The sequence below is a fragment of the Gracilimonas sp. genome (genome assembly GCF_031581265.1).
Lineage (GTDB): Bacteria > Bacteroidota > Rhodothermia > Balneolales > Balneolaceae > Gracilimonas.
The window spans coordinates 93328-113204 of record NZ_JAVLBQ010000003.1 but is presented as its reverse complement, the minus strand read 5'-3'; the positions used below and the strand labels follow the sequence as shown (position 1 = coordinate 113204).

Below are 19877 nucleotides of genomic sequence, written 5' to 3'. Positions count from 1 at the left end.
ATCTTGACTGATGATTCTCCTCTGTGAGACTTCATTGCAGAAAACAAAAAAGCCTCTTTCAGAGATGAATCCGAAAGAGGCTTTCCTTACAAAAACCGGGTCTTATCGAACTCATCTTTCCTGATGAATGAATGATTCACCAAGCAGGATGTAGCACCTTTTTCCCCGCACATAAATTTTTATGTGCGGGGAACGGTTGCCAAGGCTTCAAAGGACCTGATCCCTCCACCTTTCGTAATGAGAATGCAACAGTATTTAAAAGTCTTAGCTAAATCGCGGTTTTGCTCAATCTCTGCATTTTCGTGAATTTAAAATCCTCACTTATAACCAATAAGCTCCGGTTTTAAATTCACTCAAGCTTTGATCTTGACCAAAACCTCAGATTTTTCAAAGACTTTATTAAGAACGAATGAAACTATCATCCAACAAAAAAGCCCTTCTGAATTGCATTCAAAAGGGCTTTATCGAATATCTTTTTGTCTCTATACCATAGCCCTTATGTCTGCGCGCAACACATTTGCATGCAACACATCATTGCACAAGGGTTGGTGATATTTTGTCGGAATAATTTCATGACTACAAAACTACGGGGAGAATTTGGTTGGTGCAAATTATTTTTTTGATTGAACACGGATGACGCAGATGTTGCGGGTGGGCACGGATTCTAAACGGTTGTTCTTACTTAAAATTAATTTTGAAAAAAATGGTGAGAATACCAGATTTTGAAGGTTACCTTAAAAACCGTTCAGCGAAAATCCACCCAATCTGCGTCATCCGCGTTCCATTCCCCCAAGTCTTCGGGTATCCATTCCACTACTTCCCATACCCTAAATTCCGAACCCAATTTTCTTTCTCTCTCCATTTCTCACGGATTTTTACGTGCAGCTCCAGATATACCTGCTTGCCAATAAATTCCTCAATCGTTTTGCGGGATTCTATGCCAAGCTCCTTAATGGCTGAACCTCCCTTGCCAATCAACATTCCTTTTTGGGATTTTTGGTTGACGATGATATCGGCATGAATGCGGTCAATGTCCACATCGGCATCATATGAGGCAATTTCTACAGTGCAGGAATAGGGAATCTCTTGGTGAAATTGAAGGAAAATTTGTTCACGAATCAACTCAGAAACAAAAAACCGAACCGGGTGCTCACTTAAATCTTCTTTTGGGTAGAAGGGAGGTCCGGGAAGCAGGCAGCCTCGAATATCATCCATCAATTCTTTCACTCCGGTTCCGGCCGTTGCAGAAACATAATGTGTAGAACGGATCTTGAGTTTATCTTCAATTTCTTCAGCCGATTTTCGGGCTTTCTCTTCATTAGCTACATCCATTTTATTCACCACCAAAAATACCGGTTTGTTAATGGACTTAATGAGCTTGATCACATCATCGGTTGGGTGCTTATCCATCGGGTCGTGAATGAAAAGAATGACATCCGCATCAGCCCGTGCACGCTCCACGGTTTTCATCATGGCTTTTTGGAGTTCATATTTTGGGGAGATGACTCCGGGTGTATCCAAGAAAACAATCTGCGTATCCTCATCCGAAAAAATACCCACAATTTGATGTCGCGTAGTCTGTGCCTTGTGCGTTGTGATAGAGATCTTTGCCCCCAAAATATAATTCATCAAGGTAGATTTACCAGCATTCGGCTTTCCAATAATGGCTACGTATCCGGATTTGTGAGCTTTGGTTTCAGGCATAAATGTAATAATTGGGTTGAAAATAAGTCTCCCCTTGAGGGGAGATCAATTCAAAAAAGTTGTTCCTTTTTTGAATTTCGTGGGGGGTTGCTGATAATGCGCACATTGATTAATTAAGATATAAATGTCGTTGGTGACAACACCCTCCGCCCGAGTTCGTATTCACTCACTCCGGCACCTCCCTCAAGGGAGGACTTTCTTATTGGCTTTGTAAAACAATTTCCTTCAATCCACCAACTTCTTCAATTCGGTGATCATCATCAGTGCCTCAATAGGCGTCATCCTATTCGGATCGGTAGCTTCGAGCTTGTTAAGAACAGTTTCAATTCGTGGATCTACATGGGTTTGAAACATCGATATTTGTGAAGTATCGGGTTGTTTTTCAACTTTGTCTGCAAGATTCTTGGAAGCTTCTTTTTTGGATGATGCTTCCTTCTCAATTGTTCCATTTTTATTTGTGATATCTAGGCTGTGGCTTTCAAGATTTTTTAAGATCTCTTTAGCTCGTTCAATTACTACCTGTGGCAATCCGGCCATGTCGGCGACTTGAATTCCGTAGCTGTGATCGGCTCCACCGGGGACTAATTTCCTCAGAAAAACCACTTTTCCATCATGCTCTTTTACCTGCACATTATAATTTTTGGTGCGCTCGTACATTTGTTCCAGCTCGTTCAACTCATGATAGTGCGTTGCAAATAACGTTTTGGCTGCAACAGGAGCGTGATTGTGTAAATATTCTGCCAGAGACCAGGCAATACTCAATCCGTCAAAAGTAGAAGTTCCCCGGCCAACCTCATCCAATAAAATCAGTGAGCGCGGAGTGGCATTGTTGAGAATATTGGCGGCTTCGTTCATTTCCACCAAAAAAGTACTTTCTCCGGCAGCCAGGTTATCGGAAGCTCCTACGCGGGTAAAAATCTTATCAACCAAACCAATGTTAGCTGCTTTTGCAGGAACAAAACTTCCAACTTGTGCCAGTAACACAATCAATCCTGTTTGACGTAAAATAATACTCTTACCCGCCATATTCGGCCCGGTGATGATCAGGATTTGATCGTTTTCATTGTCCAGTTTGATGTCGTTTGGAATGAACGGTTCGCCCATCGGCAAGGACTTTTCCACCACCGGATGCCGACCTTTCTTGATGTCAATTTCTTGGTGATCGCCCACTTCCGGCTTGGCGTAATTATTTCGGAATGCGACTTCCGCAAATCCCTGTAAGCAATCGAGATCGGCAATGGCCTGGGAAATCTGCTGGATGTCATCGGCAAACTCAGCCACCCAAAGCCTAAGTTCTTCAAACAGCTCATACTCGAGTGTTTTACTCCGTTCTTCAGCCGATAAAACTTTCTCCTCAACATCCTTTAATTCCGGAGTGATGTATCGCTCGGAATTCACCAGCGTTTGTTTGCGAATAAAGCTCTCGGGGACTTTATCCTTGTGCGTGTTGGTTACTTCAATGTAGTAGCCAAATACCTTGTTGTAACCAATCTTGAGGGAAGGAATGTTATGTTCTTTGGCAAGCTCATCTTTGATTTGGGCAATGTATTTCTTCCCATTTTTAGCTACATCCCGAAGTTCATCGAGCTCTTCATTAAACTCTTCAGCAATCATGCCACCATCTCTAACACTGGCAGGTGGATCTTCTTTAAGGGCTGAACCGATACGTTCTTGTACTTCGATTAATAATTTTAATCTGCCTAAAATATCTTGTAGCAGCGGATCATCAATAGAAGAAATCTGGCTTTTTAAGCGGGGAATTTGGGCAAGAGATAATTTTAGTTGAACCACATCCCGGGCATTGGTTCGTCCCATACAGATGCGGGAGATAAGCCGTTCCATATCGCCAATCTGCTCCAGTTCATCCCGGAGTGTTTTTCGGATTTCGTTGTTATCATAGATCCTTTCGACGGAGTCCAATCGTTGTTGGATTGGTTTAAGTCGCTTGAGGGGACGCATGATCCACCGGCGCAGAAGACGACCACCCATCGCGGTGCAAGTATCATCCAAAATAGAGATCAGGGTTCCCTCAGTCCCACCTTCCTGAATGCTGGCCGTCAGCTCCAGATTGCGTTTAGTGGACGCATCCAGGCTCATAAATTCATTGCTTTCATAGGCATACAATCGGCGCAGGTGACGTAAATATGCTTTTTGGGTTTCTTGCATATAATGCATTAGCGAACCGGCAGCTACATGCGCAATCTCCATGTTTTCGACACCGAATCCCTTCAAAGAGTGGGTTTCAAAATGATCAGTGAGCAGATTGTAGCCATAATCGCCATCATACACCCAATCTTCGATGTAAGTAATATTATGATGGCTGAGAGATTCATCCAGCTTGTTTTTCTTTTTTTGCTGAACAAGGATTTCCGAGGGCTGGATTGCTGCCAAAAAATTATCCAGGTTATCTTCTTTTATGTGACTTAGGGCAAATTCTCCGGTGGAAATATCTGAAAATGCTACACCAATAGTTGATCCATCCCAGTGAAGAGAGGCAATGTAATTATTTCGTTTATGATCCAGCAGCTTTTCAGACATCGTGACTCCGGGAGTGGTAATCTCCGTTACTTCTCGAGTCACAATTTTACGTCCGGCTTTTTTGGCTTCGTCGGGATCTTCGGTTTGCTCACAAACCGCTACTTTATGGCCTTTTTTAACCAGTTTGGGCAGGTAATTATCCAGCGCGTGGTAGGGAAATCCGGCCAGTGGAGTTTGATCGCCGGCGTTATTTCGTTTGGTAAGCGTAATTCCCAATTCCTTGCTGATGAGTTGGGCATCGTCGGCAAAGGTTTCGTAAAAATCTCCGACCCGGAATAGCAGAATGGTGCCCGGGTGTTCATCTTTAATTTGGAAGTACTGCCGCATCAGCGGAGTTTGCTTTTTTTTAGCAGCCATGCGCTGTAAATAGGTGTTTTAAGCTGTTAGATTGCTGATTTTTGAATGTGGAACTTAGTAATGAAATAACTGAAAAACTAAAGGGGATTTGTTGGTTATTCGGAGATGGTTAAACCGGTAATTGGTTGTTTTAATTCTATTGTTATTTCAAGAAAGCATTAACAAATTCACTAATAACTAAATCAGACTCCCTTATGGACCTTATTTCACCACTTCCCAAAATCACTGCTTGTATTTAACCGTACATCCTGCGAATTTTGACGTATCATTAATCAAAAGCAGGTTTTGGATAAACAAAAAGAATTCTGGAAACGAGTGCTTAAGCTGGCAAGTAAGAAGGACATCTTCTTCAATGCTTCAGCTATTACGTTTAATCTTTTTATTTGTGCAGTTCCTTTTGTCTTAATCCTCATTTCCATAATTGGATATTTGCTTTCTGCTGAGGAAGCTTTCAATGAAATTGTGCGATATGGACGAGAGTTTTTCCCAAGCTTTACTTATGAGACCCAAAGTGACGATGTATTTCGTGGTGCTATAACCATAGAAACCTTGCTGGAGCCGCTTATTGGAGCACGGCGAATTTTTGGAATTGTGGGTATCGTTGTACTGCTCTTTTTTACACAGGGATTACTCCACAGCCTCAAGCACGTACTTTTTGATGTATTCGATATCAAAGAGCGAAAACACCCCATCATGGATGTGATCTATAATTTCTTTGGTTTTAGCTTGATAGGAATTGTGTTTTTATTTTTTAGCCTTGCAGTATCAACGATCTCATTATTTAATCTTAGTGAGATTAATATACCATTAACAAATATGGTGATTGAGTTACCCTGGATCTATGATTTCTTGAACTTTTTATTGCCCATTATATTAGCCTTTTTTGTGGTTTACGTGGCTTATCGTTTTGTAAGTGAGCGCAAAATTTCTCCTAAAGTGGCATTAATTTCAGCAACCGTCTATACCATGCTTTTTGAGGTAGCTAAATATGGCGTGAGTATGTACCTGGAATATGCTTTTTCAACGTACCGATATTTTTATCAAGGTTATACCGTACTTATTATTTTGGCGGTATGGACTTTTTATACGGCTCTTCTTTTTGTGATTAGCGGAATTGTAGCCCGAGCCTACAAAGATATTTACATGATCAATAAACCTGCGGTCCAAGAAAACCCATACACTGCGATTTCCTGATGCCAACCAAGCTCCCCCGAACATTTTATGAACGAGAGGATGTCGTTCAAATAAGCAGAGATTTGATTGGTAAAGTACTATATACGCATGTTGGGGATACACTCACCTCCGGAATCATCGTTGAAACGGAAGCATACAATGGCAGGACAGATCAGGCTTGTCATGCCTACCCGGATGTAAGAACGCCGAGGACAGAAACTATTTATGGTCCACCGGGTTTTGCCTATGTGTACTTGTGTTATGGAATTCATCATCTGTTTAATATTGTGACAAATAAAAAAGGAATGGCCGATGCAATATTGGTAAGAGCTGTTCGGCCTGTTAAGGGAATTGAAAAAATGTTAGAGAGGAGAGGGAGGGAACGGCTGAAACCGGTTGTAACCAACGGACCAGGAAAATTATCTCAGGCAATGGGTATTTCCACAAAACTTGATAAAACGGATTTATGTGGTGATTTAATCTGGGTTGAAAATGGAGAACATAAGATTGAAGACCATCAGATTAAAACAAGTACAAGAATAGGGGTTGATTACGCCGGTGAGGATGCCAAACTACCTTGGCGATTTACACTAAATTGCAGTGACTGGGTAAGCAAATAACACGGAATAAAAAACCCCGATGAACTTCACCGGGCTTAAATAAAAAGAATTATGAAAGAGGTTAAGACTTATCCGTCATCTCCATCGTCGCCGTCTCCTTCATCTTCTTCGGCATTAATTTCCTCAAAACGCTCTGCTACTTCAGGGTGTGCCTGTATAGCTTGGGTGATTTGCTGAAATTTTTGAATTGTTAGTCCTTCTTCCTGAATTTTAGCAATATACTTTTGCTGAGTTTCTTGACTTATTTGCATCAATTGAGGCTGAATTTGCTGAAGGGTTTGTTGTTCTTCTTCAGAAAGATCAAGTTGACCGGCCATTTGAGGATTTTGTTGAGCCATCATAATTTGCTGAAATCGTTGAAATTCCATATCCACATCTGCAACGACTTCTCTCATTTTTGTATCGGCTTCCTCTTGAATGCCTTGTCCGGCTTTAGTTACGTTAGAAACCATTTCCAGTTGTTCGTCTGTTACTTCTTCAGGACTTAACGGTTCCGGCTGTGGTGGCATTTGTTGTTGCTGCTGTTGAGCAATGGCAGCTGTACTGAAAAGTGTACCCACTAAAATAATAAGTGAGAGCTTAAAAAAATTCTTCATGATATAATCTGTGTATTGAATGATTGGGTATATTTATGTCGTGTTGTTCAGAACACAAGAAAAGGGAAAATGTTCGGTTTCTTAAAGTTGTTTTACATGTTGTTACATGATTTCGGTAAGATTGGTTGATTTGGGATCATCATATTGATGAACAAAAGAGTTTGTTTAACATTGAATGAAATTATTTAAAAAAACATTCTGTTTTCAAATCAACTATTAATCAAGAACAATAAATCAGTAAAATGAAATCATTAAATAAAATAACAACAATAATAGCAGTAACAATTTTTGCTGTTTCTTCCATAGCATTAACAAAATATGTAGCAAATGAGTGGACTATTGATAAAGCACACAGTGCCATCAATTTTGAGGTTACTCACTTCTTCACTCCCGTAAATGGACAATTCAATAATTACGAGTCTACTATTAACTTTGATCCGGAGAACTTGGATGAGAGTATGATCGATGTTAAAATTATGGTGAACAGCGTTGATACTAAAAATGAAAGAAGAGATGGTCACCTGAAAACAGATGACTTCTTCAATGCTGAGAAATGGCCTCACATTTCATTCAAAAGCAACAGCATAGAACAAACCGGAGAGAACGAGTATGTCGCTAACGGAACACTCACAATAAAGGATGTTTCCAAAGAAATTTCTTTGCCATTTGAACTTTTAGGAATCATGGATAACCCCATGGAAGAGGGAACTATGGTAGCAGGTATAACGGCTTCAACAGTAATAGATAGAACAGAATATACGGTAGGGACCGGTGACTGGGCTTCTGATGCCGTTATTGGTGATGAAGTTACCATTGATTTAAACCTTGAGCTAAACGCCGATAAGTAATTTCAAAAATTAGCGTTATTTTAAAAGCATCGTTTCATTTGAGACGATGCTTTTTTTATTTTAACGCCTAAACCAAGCATCAACAAGATCAATGAATAAAAAGCGCTTTTTAGTTCTATCCGGATTTATAGTCATAGCTGCACTCTCAAGAATTGTGCCTCATCCTTATAATTTTGCTCCGATGGGAGCTATGTCACTTTTTGGAGCGGCGTATTTTACGGACAAGAAATTTTCTTTTTTACTTCCGTTAGCAGCATTTTTTATAAGTGATTTGTTGGTTAACAATTTACTTTTTGCAAATTACTACAACGGCTTTGTGCTATTCACACCCGGTTTTTATTGGATGTATGTTTCCATAGCTCTTATTGTTTTAGCGGGAGTTTTTATTCTAAAGAAAGTTAATCTGAAAACCGTGGTTGCAGGTAGCTTGAGTGCCTCCATCATATTCTTTTTGATAACCAATTTTGGTGCATGGTTGGGTAGCCCGATATATCCGCAATCTCTTTCAGGGCTGATGATGAGTTATGGCGCGGGTATTCCATTCTTTAACTACACCATTGCAGGAGACCTCATTTACTCCGGGGTGATGTTTGGAGCTTTTGAATACGCGAAACAAAAAGTCCCGGCACTGCAATTGGCTAAGTAATATTTAAAAGGCTTCAGTCACTGAAGCCTTTTTTAGTTTAAGCTACTATGAAAAAGATTATCATAACCGGTGCAACCTCAGGTATTGGGAGAGAACTCGCTCTTCAGTATGGAGAGGCAGGACATATTTTGGGCTTGATTGGCAGGCGAACGGAACGTCTTGAAGAATTACAATCCACAATAGGAGAGAAAGTTTATATAAAAAATCAGGATGTTACAGAGCATGAGTCCGCTGAGAAGTCATATCAGGAATTGATTGATGAGATGGGTGGACTGGATGTTATGATTCTAAACGCGGGTATCGGTCGCATTCAGATGATGCCACCCTGGAGGGCAGAATCTAAACTTATAGAAGTAAACGCTCTCGCTTTTGCGCATGGCTGTCATTTTGCTTTCGATTATTTTAAAGAACAAGGATACGGGCACATTGTGGGGATGTCATCCATGGCTTCTTTGGTTGCGCATCATCGAGCTACAGCTTATACGGCCACAAAACATTTCGTATCGAACTACCTGGTTGGGTACAGGCAAAAGGCTCGTCGTGTAGATGCCGATATTGCGGTTACAGAGATAAGGGCTGGATATATTTGGACTGAAATGACAGAGCGGGCGAAAGGTATGTTTTGGGTAGCACCGGTCGAGAAAGCAGCGTCACAAATGATAAAGGGAATCGAAAAGCGAAAAAACTATTTGTATGTGACTAAAAGATGGAGGCTGTTGGCTTGGGTTGCTAAATGTGTTCCTGAGTGGCTTTGGAATCGATTGTAATTCATTTGTTTCTGCTACAGCTTGCGTTGCAATATTTTATGCTAACCCAGTTAGCCCTCCATTTCTCCCATCTACTTAACCATGCCAGTATAATTAGGCCTAATCTCTGTCTACAGGAGTCAGAATTAATTTTCGCTTATGCAGCTTTTTGATGGAAGTCCTTTCTCCATCAACATGGTTTTTCCAAATACCGGAGAATAAATTTTTAGTGACCTCCGTGGGCGAAACATCATTTTCGTACCTCTTGGTTTTACTAAAGCGTAAAATTTTACCTTTAATCTCTTGCTTTGATTTCTTCATAGCTTTCATCCAGGTTAATCATTGGTTCAGGATATCCATTCCCAATATCCACTGAAAATAACGTTTGTTGATCCTGATTCATTTTATGAGGTTCGTGAATAAAGTCTTTTGATACTTTTCGTAATGCAGGAACCCAGTTTTTAACGTACTCACCTTTTTTATCGTATTTTTCAGCCTGACTAATAATATTAAAATATCGATTTCGAGGGTCATGTCCTACTGTGGTGTTATATGCCCAGTTGCCATAATTACTGCATGGGTCGTAATCAATTAACAGGGATTCGAAATATTCTGCCCCCATTCTCCAGTCTATATTTAAGTTTTGAGCGAGGAAGCTCGCTACATTTTGGCGACCACGATTACTCATATAACCGGTATTATTTAATTCTCTCATGTTAGCATCAATAAAAGGAATTCCGGTGTTACCTTCAGCCCATTTATTAAAAATATCCCGATCGGTCTTCCATTTTCTTTTTTTACCCTGGATACCGGAAGGCCAGAAGATTTTATCACCATATTTCCAAGCCGAAAATCGGAAATAATCTCTCCAAAGAAGTTCAAAAATCATCCAGTAGGTAGATACATTTTTCTTTCGTTTTTCTTCGTACTGTTTCACTTCCCAATAAATTCTGCGAGGTGAGATACAGCCATTAGCCAGCCATGGCGATAGCTTTGAAGAATAATCAGGACCTAACAAGCCATTGCGTGTAAATTTGTAATTTTTTAGATGATCACCTTCCCAAAAATAGTTCTGTAGTCTTTTGAGTGCTTCGTCTTCGCCTCCTTTAAAATTCAGTACAGCCCTTGGGTCATCGGGCTTATCTTCTAAGCCTAAATCTTCTACAGTTGGAATTTTACCGGCTTCAATGCCGGGAACTAAAGAAGCTCTTGTAGGTTCTTCATATTCTTTTCTGACCTTCGATTCCTTTTCTGTTCTCTTGCGAAACTGAGTAAACACATCCGGTACGTCCTCTTTGCTGAAAGGAATATCATTGATATGGAAAAGCGTACTGCTCCATGCGAAAGTTAGTGTATCTCCCAGTGTATCCTTTAAAGAATTCTCAACATCAATTTCCTCTCTTGTGATTTCCTTGTGGGTGAAGGCAAGATCGATATCATACTTTTCTATGATTTCAGGAATAATTTCTTCCGGTTTGCCTTCTCTTATAATTAAGTCAATGCCAATTTCTTTAAGATTGGACCTCAGATTTTGCAGAGATTCTAATAAAAACTTCGTGCGATGATAGCCTGTTTTTGGAAATCCGAATGAGGTTTTTGCAAAATGTCGGGGATCTATACAATACAAAGGAACCACCTCTTTAGCCTGGCAGGCTTTTATCAATGCCTCGTTATCGTGGATACGCAAATCATTTCTGAACCAAATAAGAGATCTTTTCATAATTTCTTTTTTTTATTTATGAAAGCTTTTTTAGGCAACGATCATTCAATTTAAAGAGTAGAAGATTGTACAGTAGAAATTCACATTTGGGCTTTTAAATCAATATATTTAGGGCTCTCGAAAATTGAAGAACTAAACTACTTTTTTGAATGAAAAATATTGTTTTAATACCCGGCGATGGGATTGGTCAGGAAATCACTGAATCTGTTACAACCATATTAGAAAAAGCCGGTGCTGATATAAATTGGATCGAAAAATCAGCCGGATTGAAAGCATATGAAGAAACCGGCAATCCACTTCCTGAAGATACAATTGAAGCTATTGACGAGCATAGAATAGCCTTAAAGGGACCGCTAACAACACCCGTAGGTTCAGGATTCCGCTCTGTCAACGTAGCATTGCGACAAAAATTTAATTTATACAGCAACATTCGTCCGGCTCATACCCTGCCGAGTATAGACTCTCCTTTCAGAGATGTTGATATGGTACTTTTCCGTGAAAATACCCAGGGATTGTACATCGGGAAAGAAAAGTGGATTGAAGAGGGGGAAAATAAAAGACATTCTGAAGCCATCGCCGTAGTAACGGAAGAGGCAAGTAAAAAAATTGTACGTGCTGCATTTGAATACGCGAAGCAAAATGAGCGTAAAAAAGTATCATTAGTGCATAAAGCGAACATCCTGAAGCTTACCACCGGGTTATTCCTGGAAGTTGGCCGAAAGGTAGCTGAAGAGTATCCTGAAATCGAATTCGAAGATGTCATTGTAGATAATATGGCTATGCAAATGGTGATTCGGCCAAGTCAGTTTGATGTTGTGGTAACTACAAATTTATTTGGTGATATTTTATCAGATTTAGCTTCCGGGTTAGTGGGCGGACTTGGAGTGACCGGTGCAGCGAATATAGGTGATGATGCTGCCATGTTTGAAGCTGTTCACGGTTCTGCACCCGATATTGTAGGTAAGAATATTGCGAACCCTATGGCGTTGCTATTTTCATCTCTTATGATGCTTGAGCATATAGATCAAAAGCAGGTGGCCGAAAACATTAGGAAAGCAATTTATAAGACGTTAGTAGAGAAGAAAGTGTATTGCACTCCGGATATCGGGGGAGAGGGCACAACTTCGACCTTCACACAGGCTGTGTGTGATAACATTTAAATCACACTTCTTTTGCTGAATTTAAAAAGGCTGTCAAATTAATTGGCAGCCTTTTTTATGTTTACTATCCAAATAAACTAAACAATACCCAGCTAATCACTGACATCACCAAGCCAAAGCCGAGTGCCCATCCAAAGCTTTTAAGTTTAAAGCCTTCAACCATGGCATCAACCAGCATAATCAGCAAGGCATTGATGACCCATACAAAAAGGCCAAAGGTTAGGATAGTAATTGGCAGGCTTAAAATAACCAATATCGGTTTGATGAAGGTATTTATAAGGGCCAGCAGTGCTGCTACAAAAAGAGCACTCCAAAAGTTTTTGATTTCAACCCCCTTCAATAAACTGGCAGTTGCGTAAACGGAAATACTATTTAATAACCAAGCCCAAATCATAGAATCATAGATTTTGTTAAAAGTGAGTTGACTGTACGATAGAGAATCAAAAATGGTTACATTTCCATATCAAATAAAGCAAAACACTTCCAAAAGCAGATATGAATATTATTTATAAAGGCTTTAACGAACTTACTCCCGGGCAAGCTGAAGATATGTTTCGGCTGAGGCAGCAGGTATTTATCATTGAGCAAACTTGTTTATACGAGGACATTGACGGGTACGACGCAAAAGCCGGCCACTTATTTTTCTATGATGAAGAAGTATTAGCTGCGTACCTAAGAATTTTTAAACCCGGTGATAAGTATAAAGAAGAAGCCAGTTTGGGAAGAATTATAGTTTCTCCAAAATATAGAGGAACCGGACTGGGACCGAAGTTAGTAAAGAAGGGAATTGAATTATGCATTGGAGAGACCGTAAAAATAGAAGCCCAGGCGGCTCTACAATATTATTATGAGTCATTAGGATTTAAAGTGGTTAGTGATGTGTATGTAGTTGATGATATCGATCACATCGAGATGGTTTTAGAAAAGTAATAAACCAGAAGTGATCTTTAAAAATTATGATAGATAGAGCGATCTCGTAAAAGGGAAGTGAGAGAAATAATTTTGGGAGTTTGTTAGCCCGTGAAAATTACGATGCCTATCAAAACCAATACTACAACTTTAAATATTAATGCTTTCCAGTTTTTCATTTAAATCAAATTTATTAGCTAACTCAAGAGAGCATTATTGAACACAATTATTATCAAAAAATCAAGTTATCCACAACAATTTTTAAAAATTATGGAAACGCTTTTATGCGTTATTTAAGATGTTTAACAAATAATTTTAAAAACTACTTCTTGGTGTAATAAAGTTTTATCCACATTCTGTTACTCAACTGTCACGCTTTTTGCAAGATTTCGGGGCTGGTCAACATTACAACCTCTGTTAACAGCGATGTAATAGGATAAAAGCTGTAAAGGAATTACAGATAGAAGCGGTGACAATACATCACTGGTCTCAGGTATAATTGAAGTAAATTCTGCAAGATCTCCAACTTCACCATTATTAGGGGTAGTTATAGCAATTATACGTCCTTTTCGGGCTCGAACTTCTTCAATGTTACTAATCATTTTGTCGTTGGTATGCTTTGTGGCGGCAATTACAACAACGGGCATCATTGCATCAATAAGAGCGATAGGGCCATGTTTCATTTCAGCGGCAGGATATCCTTCTGCATGAATGTATGAAATTTCTTTTAGTTTAAGGGCACCTTCTAAAGCTACCGGAAAGTTATAAGAGCGACCTAAATACAGGAAGTTTGGTGCATAGGAAAATAAATTCGAAATACGCTGCAGTTCATTGGTCTGTTCCAGGATCTCATTAATTTGTCCCGGAATTTTTGCTAACTCAGAAATTAACTTTTTGGCTTTTTTCCTGGTTAAGGTGCCTTTTGCTAATCCAAGTTTAATTGCCATCATGATAAGGACAGTTACTTGTGCAGTAAAAGCTTTTGTGGATGCGACCCCGATTTCTGGTCCTGCATGGATATATACGCCGGCATCCGTTTCGCGAGCAATGGTTGATCCTACCACGTTAACCACACCAATGACGGTAGCACCTCGTTCCCGTGCTTCTCTGAGGGCAGCCAGTGTATCAGCTGTTTCTCCACTCTGGGAAATCACGATCATAACATCGTCTTCGTTAATCAAAGGTTCTTTATATCTGAATTCAGAAGCATATTCAACTTCAACATTCACTTTAGCCAGGTGTTCGAATAAGTATTCGCCTACTAAACCGGAGTGCCAGCTGGTGCCGCATGCAGCAATAATTAGCCGGTTTGCATTGGTGAGTTTATCCATCACACTATCAATTCCCCCAAGGGTAATGGTCCCGTTATCAGGATTGATACGACCCCTTAGGCAATACGAAAGTGCACGAGGTTGTTCAAATATTTCTTTAAGCATGAAGTGGTCATAGCCACCTTTTTCAATTTCTTCAAGACTTAGCGCCAGTTCATGAACTTCTTTCGTTAATTCAATTTGGTCGTATGATTCTACGGTGTAATCATCTTTGGTTATAACGGCAATTTCGCCATCATCGAGGTACACCACTTTATCCGTGTAAGCTGCAACAGCAGAGGCGTCGGAAGCGATAAGCATTTCGCCATCTCCAACTCCAAGTAACAATGGAGAACCTTTTCGGGCAACTACAATTTGCTCCGGGAAATTTACATGAATAACGGCTATACCATAGGTGCCATGTACTTGATGGAGTGCATGACTTACAGCGTTTTTCAGTGATGCTCCATCCTTTTTTAAAAAATTGTCTATAAGTTTAGCTAATACTTCGGTATCAGTCTCCGAGTAAAAACTATGTCCTTGTTCTGTAAGTGTTTTCTTTAAAGAGCTGTAATTTTCAATAATTCCGTTATGGACAATGGCTAAATCACCATCTTCACTTACATGAGGGTGGGAATTTGTATCGTTTGGTTCACCGTGAGTAGCCCACCGGGTATGGCCAATGCCTACTTTTCCATTATCGGAGCTATTCAACATTTTTTCGAGGTTAGCTACTTTACCCTTCCCTTTTTTAAGGTTGATTTGTCCATTTATTGTAGCAAGTCCGGCTGAATCATACCCACGGTATTCTAATCTTTTAAGCCCCTTAATGATGATATCACTTGCCTTTTTATTGCCCACATACCCTACAATTCCACACATAAATAATCTCTCACAAAAAATTTTTTTTGGGGTTAATAATGCTTAAATATAATGTCTTATTGATTTAATAACGATTACAATTTTTTGTTCCCATGGCTTCTGAAAAAATTAATAAACTCTGCTTCTTTACGGATGAAAAAGCTAAAAATTTTCATCCGCTTACACTCACCCGTCCGGTTGATGATCTACGTGTCGGGGCGTACACTATTCGCGAAAAATGGTTGCGATCATTTGGGATACACAGATATAGCAGGTTGCTGCCCAATTACATGAAGGAAGTGTTTCAACAAGGAGAGGTAGATAGGGATGATGTAATTTTATGGGTGAATCCCCGGTTCCTTCCATCCCAAATACTAATGGATGCACTGGAAGTGCTAAAAGAAAACCAGTGCATTATATTTGATGGTTCATGCGCAGCTGCAAAAGTTACTGCAGATAAATCAGCAGAAATGTTTCAGAAAGAGAAATTTTCAGCTGATGGATTAGATGAGATAGTAGTCAAAGATCTTATCCACCTGGAACATCTGTGGGATTTATTGATGCTTAATGCCTATGAAATCGAAAAAGATGTCACACTTTCCGGGTTAAAATCAGTTGCAGAATTAGGACATGAATTTGAAGCCACTATCACCCATCCCGAAAACACATTCATTGCTGAAGAAGTAGAATTAGAACCGGGGGTTACTTTAATTGCAAATAAGGGGCCGATCGTTCTTATGAAGGGAGCTTGTATTGAGTCAGGCAGTATTTTAAAGGGACCTGTGGTCATTGGCAAAGGATCAACGGTGAAAATGGGAGCACGAATTTCGGATGGTACCACGCTCGGTCCGGTTTGTAAGGTTGGGGGAGAAGTGATGAATTGTATATTTCATTCCTACTCCAATAAAGCCCATGATGGATTTACCGGTAATTCTTTGTTCGGCCAATGGGTGAATTTAGGAGCAGATACCAACACTTCGAACTTAAAAAATAACTACAGCACCGTTCGAATAACAGATTGGAATACAAAACAAGAGACAGAAACAGAACAGCAGTTTTTAGGCACTATCATGGCCGACCACTCCAAAACAGCAATTAATACTATGCTAAACACCGGGACAGTATGCGGCGTTAGTTCCAATATATTTATGAGTGGCTTTCCACCAAAATACATTCCTTCATTTTCGTGGGTTGGGTCAGAAGAGTATGGAGTGTATAAATTTGATAAAGCCATTGAAGCCATGCACTCTATGATGAAGCGCAGAGATATTCCATTAAGTGACGGGTACAAAAATATGATGGAATACATTGCTGAAAAAGATAGCAAATAAAAGACCCTGCAGGTTTTTGTGAGTGGATTTCATTTCTGTAACTGTAAGCTCTTATGCTTACTTTTAGTCCCGGCTTTAGAAGGCCGTTTTAGAGACTAACAGCAACCAGAAATAATTGAAGCCAAAAATGAAACTGCTCGTTAATATCGATCATGTTGCAACACTGAGAAATGCACGGGGTGAGGGATACCCTGATCCCATTGAGGCAGCTCAAATTTGTGAAAAAGCCGGAGCAGCCGGGATTGTATTTCACTTGCGCGGAGACCGCCGCCATATTCGTGATGAAGATGTATTTCGGTTAAAAGATCATGTACGCGGAAAGCTCGATTTCGAGATGGCTGCCACGGATGAGATGCTCGAAATATGTACAAAAGTAGATCCCCATTTATGTACGCTGGTCCCCGAAGGACGGGAAGAGCTGACTACGGAAGGTGGACTAGATATGGAAGTGGTATTTGATGATTACATGAATCGTGTTTTTCCCAAATTACGGGAGACCAACATTGAAATCAGTTTGTTTTTGGATCCAAATCCCAGGGATATTGAACTGGCACATGAGCTGGGAACGGATGCCATTGAATTGCATACCGGGAATTTTGCCAATGCGGATTCAGCTAAACAACAGCACGAGCTAACCCGTCTTCGAAAAGCGGCCATTATGGCAAATGATTTTGGTATAAAAGTGAATGCCGGTCATGGGTTGAATTTAGAAAATTTACCCGACCTGCTTGAAACGGTCCCAAACCTGAATGAAGTAAGTATTGGTCATGCGCTGATTAGTAAATCACTGTTTTGGGGACTTGATAGAACTGTAAAAGCTTACATTGAAATTATCGAAAATTTTTATGGATGAGGAAATATCCAAAAGCCCACACAGGGCTCGGAATGCTAATGAAGAAAACTTGGACATTGGTTATTCCATGCTGAATATTGGATATTCAGAACCTCATTTAAAAAGGAATGAAATTATTTGAAAACATCCGCCAAACACATAGCAGACCGTATCCGGTTGATGATTGCCACCAAGCAGTTTCAGGTGGGTGAGATGTTGCCCTCTACCCGCGATTTGGGTCAGCAGCTGGAGGCGAGTTTTCATACTGTACGAAAAGCCTATCATATACTGGAGGAAGAAGGGTTAATTTTAGGTGAGAAGGGACGGGGATTCACCGTTAAAAATCAGACTACACTGTTGGATAAATCGGCTCGGCTGGAAGTGGGCGGTGAGAAAGTGCAGGCGTTGGTAGAAGAACTTATTGGTTATGGGCTGGATGAATCCGAGATAGAGCTGTTATTTCAAGAGCAGCTTGGCTTTATGGAATGGCCCGATCGTATTCAAACTTCAGCCAGTGTGGGGCAAAATCATGAACTGGCACGAATGTTATCGGATGCCATCAAGAAGCAAGTGGGCGTTAAAAGTCAGGCCATCAGTATTAATGAATATGAGAGTGCGGCAAAATACGATGCGCTATTTGTACCCATCCATTTGATGAGTAATTTCCGGAGCCTGAGAGAAAGCCTGCTCATCCTTCCCATTGTATATGATTACGATCCAGACATCTTGCTTTCTATGGTAGATCGTGCCGCTATTGAAACCATCGGTTTGGTAACCGGCTCTGAAGAGACCATTCCCAAAATCATCGATGAGTTGAAGCGATCGGTTCAATTCGAAGGATCTTTTGTGGCTGGGACTATCTATGGTAAATCACTCCCACTTTTTGTGCGGGAATCTGATTTGGTCCTATATACCTCAGACAGTGCCCGGTTGGTTGAGCAAAAGGTGCCTCAGAAAAGCAGGCTGAGACTTGAATACTTGCTATCAGAAAAAAGCTCAGAAATGATTCGAGCCGAATTGTGGGACCAATAAATTTTAAATTATATAATGCTAAATGTTAAATGATCAACCATTTAACATTTAGCATTTAACACTTAGCATTACTTTGATTAAGAAAGTTTTAAAACAGGCAATAGAAGCCATTGAACATGAAATAATTGCGGTGAGGGAAACTCCATCTACCGACGTACTTTTCAACGGGGATTTAGAAAAGATATCCGGAGAATTCATTTATACCTTCGACACCCAAAATAAGGGACTCCGTTTTGCTGAAGAAATCAGGGCAAAAATCGATGACAAAGAATACAAGGTGCAGCCGGTAGAATTTAAGGACAAAAAAGTTCGCCTGGAATTCCCCAAAAATGTAGGAAGTAAAATAGGAGAGGTTTTCCTGGAATGGGAAAATGATTTTGTACTCAAAAAAATGGAAGAACACCTGCTTAAAATTCAGGAAAAAGCGGATGAAATTCCTCAGCTAAAAGCACTCCTTGAGCCCGAGAAAAATTTTAAAGAACGTTCCGATTCAGCTGAAATCAAAGTAGATGAATTGAGAAATGAATCGCAGAGAGACGCCATCGAAAAGTCGCTCAAGAATAACATATTATATGTTTGGGGGCCTCCCGGAACTGGTAAAACGGCAACTTTAGGGTATATCGTTGCCAATTTGCTTAAGCAAAAAAAAAGGGTTTTGTTCGTATCAAATACCAATCGTGCCGTAGATGTGGGATTGCTAAGTGTGATTGATGCCTTGTATGAAATTGATCCCGGCTTCAATCTTCAAAACACTACCCGGTTTGGGGAAGCCGCTCTGGATGATGCCCGCCTCGAAGACATTCTGTTCGATCACCAGGTGAAAGCCAAGCTGGATGGGCGCAAAGCCGATGCAGTACAGCTGTCAAACCTACTCAGCAAGTATGAAAGCTTGCAAGAAAAAGTAGATGACTTGATACGCAATGGGGAGGAGGTTCCCGATAAACTGGATTTGGAATGTCAGTTGGCCGGCAATAAAGTAGATGAGCACGGTGGAGTGGAGTCTCTTGAAATTGAGATCGACCGGTTGATGAACTTGAACGAACGATACGAGTTAAAGAAAAAGCAATTGGTTGCTACAACGCTGGCTAAAGTGTGCACGTCTGAGCTATTCTATAGTCTTAGCTATGATGCCGTGGTGGTGGACGAGGGTTCGATGGCCGGAATTCCCTATATGCTGTTGATGGCTGCCAAAAGTAAAAAACACTTAGTGGTTGCCGGAGATCCCATGCAGTTACCCCCGATAGCGATCACGAACCACCCCAAATCAAGGGACTTTTTAGAGCAGGATATTTTTACCTATGTATCGAAATCGGAATCAACGGAAGATCTATTCAACTGGCACGATTTTAATAAGAATTTCACCAGTTTTTTTGATGTGCAATATCGCATGAAAGATGATTTGGCAGGAGTCATCAGTTCGGTGTTTTATGAAGGCCGGTTGAAATCGGGAGAGCCGGCTGATGGACGTAGCCTGGATAACGGGGAGGCAGCATC

General features: G+C 40.4%; 18 protein-coding genes and 1 riboswitch. Of the genes, 11 read left to right on the top strand and 7 right to left on the bottom strand.

The annotated features are described in order from the left end of the window. Positions 1–108 precede the first annotated feature (108 nt). Positions 109–244, bottom strand: a riboswitch (SAM riboswitch). A gap of 569 nt (positions 245–813) precedes the next feature. After that, on the bottom strand, positions 814–1704 hold the full coding sequence (gene era, locus RI561_RS02505; RefSeq protein ID WP_395078640.1) for a GTPase Era: 891 nt from the start codon (positions 1702–1704) through the stop codon (positions 814–816). Positions 1705–1929: 225 nt separating this feature from the next. Further along, entirely contained in the window at positions 1930–4599 is a 2670-nt protein-coding gene (mutS, locus tag RI561_RS02500) for a DNA mismatch repair protein MutS (protein ID WP_395078639.1), read from the bottom strand. Positions 4600–4884: 285 nt separating this feature from the next. Here mutS and RI561_RS02495 point away from each other — a divergent pair, with 285 nt between their 5' ends. Together RI561_RS02495 and RI561_RS02490 are read left to right on the top strand one after the other, a co-directional pair. After that, a complete protein-coding gene (locus RI561_RS02495; RefSeq protein ID WP_395078638.1) occupies positions 4885–5793 on the top strand; it encodes a YihY/virulence factor BrkB family protein in 909 nt (302 codons plus the stop codon). Beyond that, on the top strand, positions 5793–6392 hold the full coding sequence (locus RI561_RS02490; RefSeq protein WP_395078637.1) for a DNA-3-methyladenine glycosylase: 600 nt from the start codon (positions 5793–5795) through the stop codon (positions 6390–6392). The genes RI561_RS02495 and RI561_RS02490 overlap by 1 nt, the downstream gene beginning before the upstream one ends. A gap of 68 nt (positions 6393–6460) precedes the next feature. On the opposite strand, the gene RI561_RS02485 is transcribed toward RI561_RS02490, so the two are convergent. Next, entirely contained in the window at positions 6461–6988 is a 528-nt protein-coding gene (locus RI561_RS02485; RefSeq protein ID WP_395078636.1) for a DUF4168 domain-containing protein, read from the bottom strand. 242 nt (positions 6989–7230) lie between these two features. On the opposite strand from RI561_RS02485, the gene RI561_RS02480 reads away from it, so the two are divergent. The 3 genes from RI561_RS02480 (at position 7231) to RI561_RS02470 (ending at position 9249) form a co-directional block, all read left to right on the top strand. Next, on the top strand, positions 7231–7836 hold the full coding sequence (locus tag RI561_RS02480; protein WP_395078635.1) for a YceI family protein: 606 nt from the start codon (positions 7231–7233) through the stop codon (positions 7834–7836). A gap of 91 nt (positions 7837–7927) precedes the next feature. Further along, complete coding sequence (locus RI561_RS02475) at positions 7928–8482, top strand: DUF6580 family putative transport protein (protein WP_395078634.1); 555 nt, start codon at positions 7928–7930, stop codon at positions 8480–8482. Between the two features lie 47 nt (positions 8483–8529). Next, the gene (locus tag RI561_RS02470) at positions 8530–9249 is read left to right on the top strand and encodes an SDR family NAD(P)-dependent oxidoreductase (RefSeq protein ID WP_395078633.1); all 720 of its coding nucleotides are present in this window, start codon (positions 8530–8532) and stop codon (positions 9247–9249) included. Between the two features lie 99 nt (positions 9250–9348). Here RI561_RS02470 and RI561_RS02465 read toward each other — a convergent pair whose 3' ends face one another. Together RI561_RS02465 and RI561_RS02460 are read right to left on the bottom strand one after the other, a co-directional pair. After that, a complete protein-coding gene (locus RI561_RS02465) occupies positions 9349–9549 on the bottom strand; it encodes a hypothetical protein (protein ID WP_395078632.1) in 201 nt (66 codons plus the stop codon). Continuing rightward, positions 9524–10948 carry a DASH family cryptochrome gene (locus tag RI561_RS02460; RefSeq protein WP_395078631.1) on the bottom strand — a complete coding sequence of 475 codons (1425 nt, stop codon included), beginning with the start codon at positions 10946–10948 and terminating at the stop codon, positions 9524–9526. The genes RI561_RS02465 and RI561_RS02460 overlap by 26 nt, the downstream gene beginning before the upstream one ends. Positions 10949–11097: 149 nt before the next feature. On the opposite strand from RI561_RS02460, the gene RI561_RS02455 reads away from it, so the two are divergent. Further along, a complete protein-coding gene (locus RI561_RS02455) occupies positions 11098–12108 on the top strand; it encodes an isocitrate/isopropylmalate dehydrogenase family protein (RefSeq protein WP_395078630.1) in 1011 nt (336 codons plus the stop codon). A 64-nt stretch (positions 12109–12172) separates the two neighbouring features. Here the strand turns inward: RI561_RS02455 and RI561_RS02450 are convergent, their stop codons facing one another. Then, entirely contained in the window at positions 12173–12502 is a 330-nt protein-coding gene (locus RI561_RS02450; RefSeq protein WP_395078629.1) for a phage holin family protein, read from the bottom strand. A gap of 101 nt (positions 12503–12603) precedes the next feature. On the opposite strand from RI561_RS02450, the gene RI561_RS02445 reads away from it, so the two are divergent. Next, entirely contained in the window at positions 12604–13038 is a 435-nt protein-coding gene (locus tag RI561_RS02445; protein ID WP_395078628.1) for a GNAT family N-acetyltransferase, read from the top strand. A gap of 338 nt (positions 13039–13376) precedes the next feature. Here the strand turns inward: RI561_RS02445 and glmS are convergent, their stop codons facing one another. Further along, a complete protein-coding gene (gene glmS / locus RI561_RS02440) occupies positions 13377–15209 on the bottom strand; it encodes a glutamine--fructose-6-phosphate transaminase (isomerizing) (protein WP_395078627.1) in 1833 nt (610 codons plus the stop codon). A gap of 92 nt (positions 15210–15301) precedes the next feature. Here glmS and RI561_RS02435 point away from each other — a divergent pair, with 92 nt between their 5' ends. From RI561_RS02435 to RI561_RS02420, 4 genes are all read left to right on the top strand, one after another. Beyond that, the gene (locus RI561_RS02435) at positions 15302–16519 is read left to right on the top strand and encodes a putative sugar nucleotidyl transferase (protein WP_395078626.1); all 1218 of its coding nucleotides are present in this window, start codon (positions 15302–15304) and stop codon (positions 16517–16519) included. A gap of 127 nt (positions 16520–16646) precedes the next feature. Continuing rightward, positions 16647–17372 carry a pyridoxine 5'-phosphate synthase gene (locus RI561_RS02430; protein ID WP_395078625.1) on the top strand — a complete coding sequence of 242 codons (726 nt, stop codon included), beginning with the start codon at positions 16647–16649 and terminating at the stop codon, positions 17370–17372. Between the two features lie 117 nt (positions 17373–17489). Continuing rightward, positions 17490–18383 carry a GntR family transcriptional regulator gene (locus tag RI561_RS02425; protein ID WP_395078624.1) on the top strand — a complete coding sequence of 298 codons (894 nt, stop codon included), beginning with the start codon at positions 17490–17492 and terminating at the stop codon, positions 18381–18383. Between the two features lie 73 nt (positions 18384–18456). Then, a partial coding sequence (locus RI561_RS02420; protein WP_395078623.1) for an AAA domain-containing protein occupies positions 18457–19877 on the top strand: 1421 nt, incomplete at its 3' end.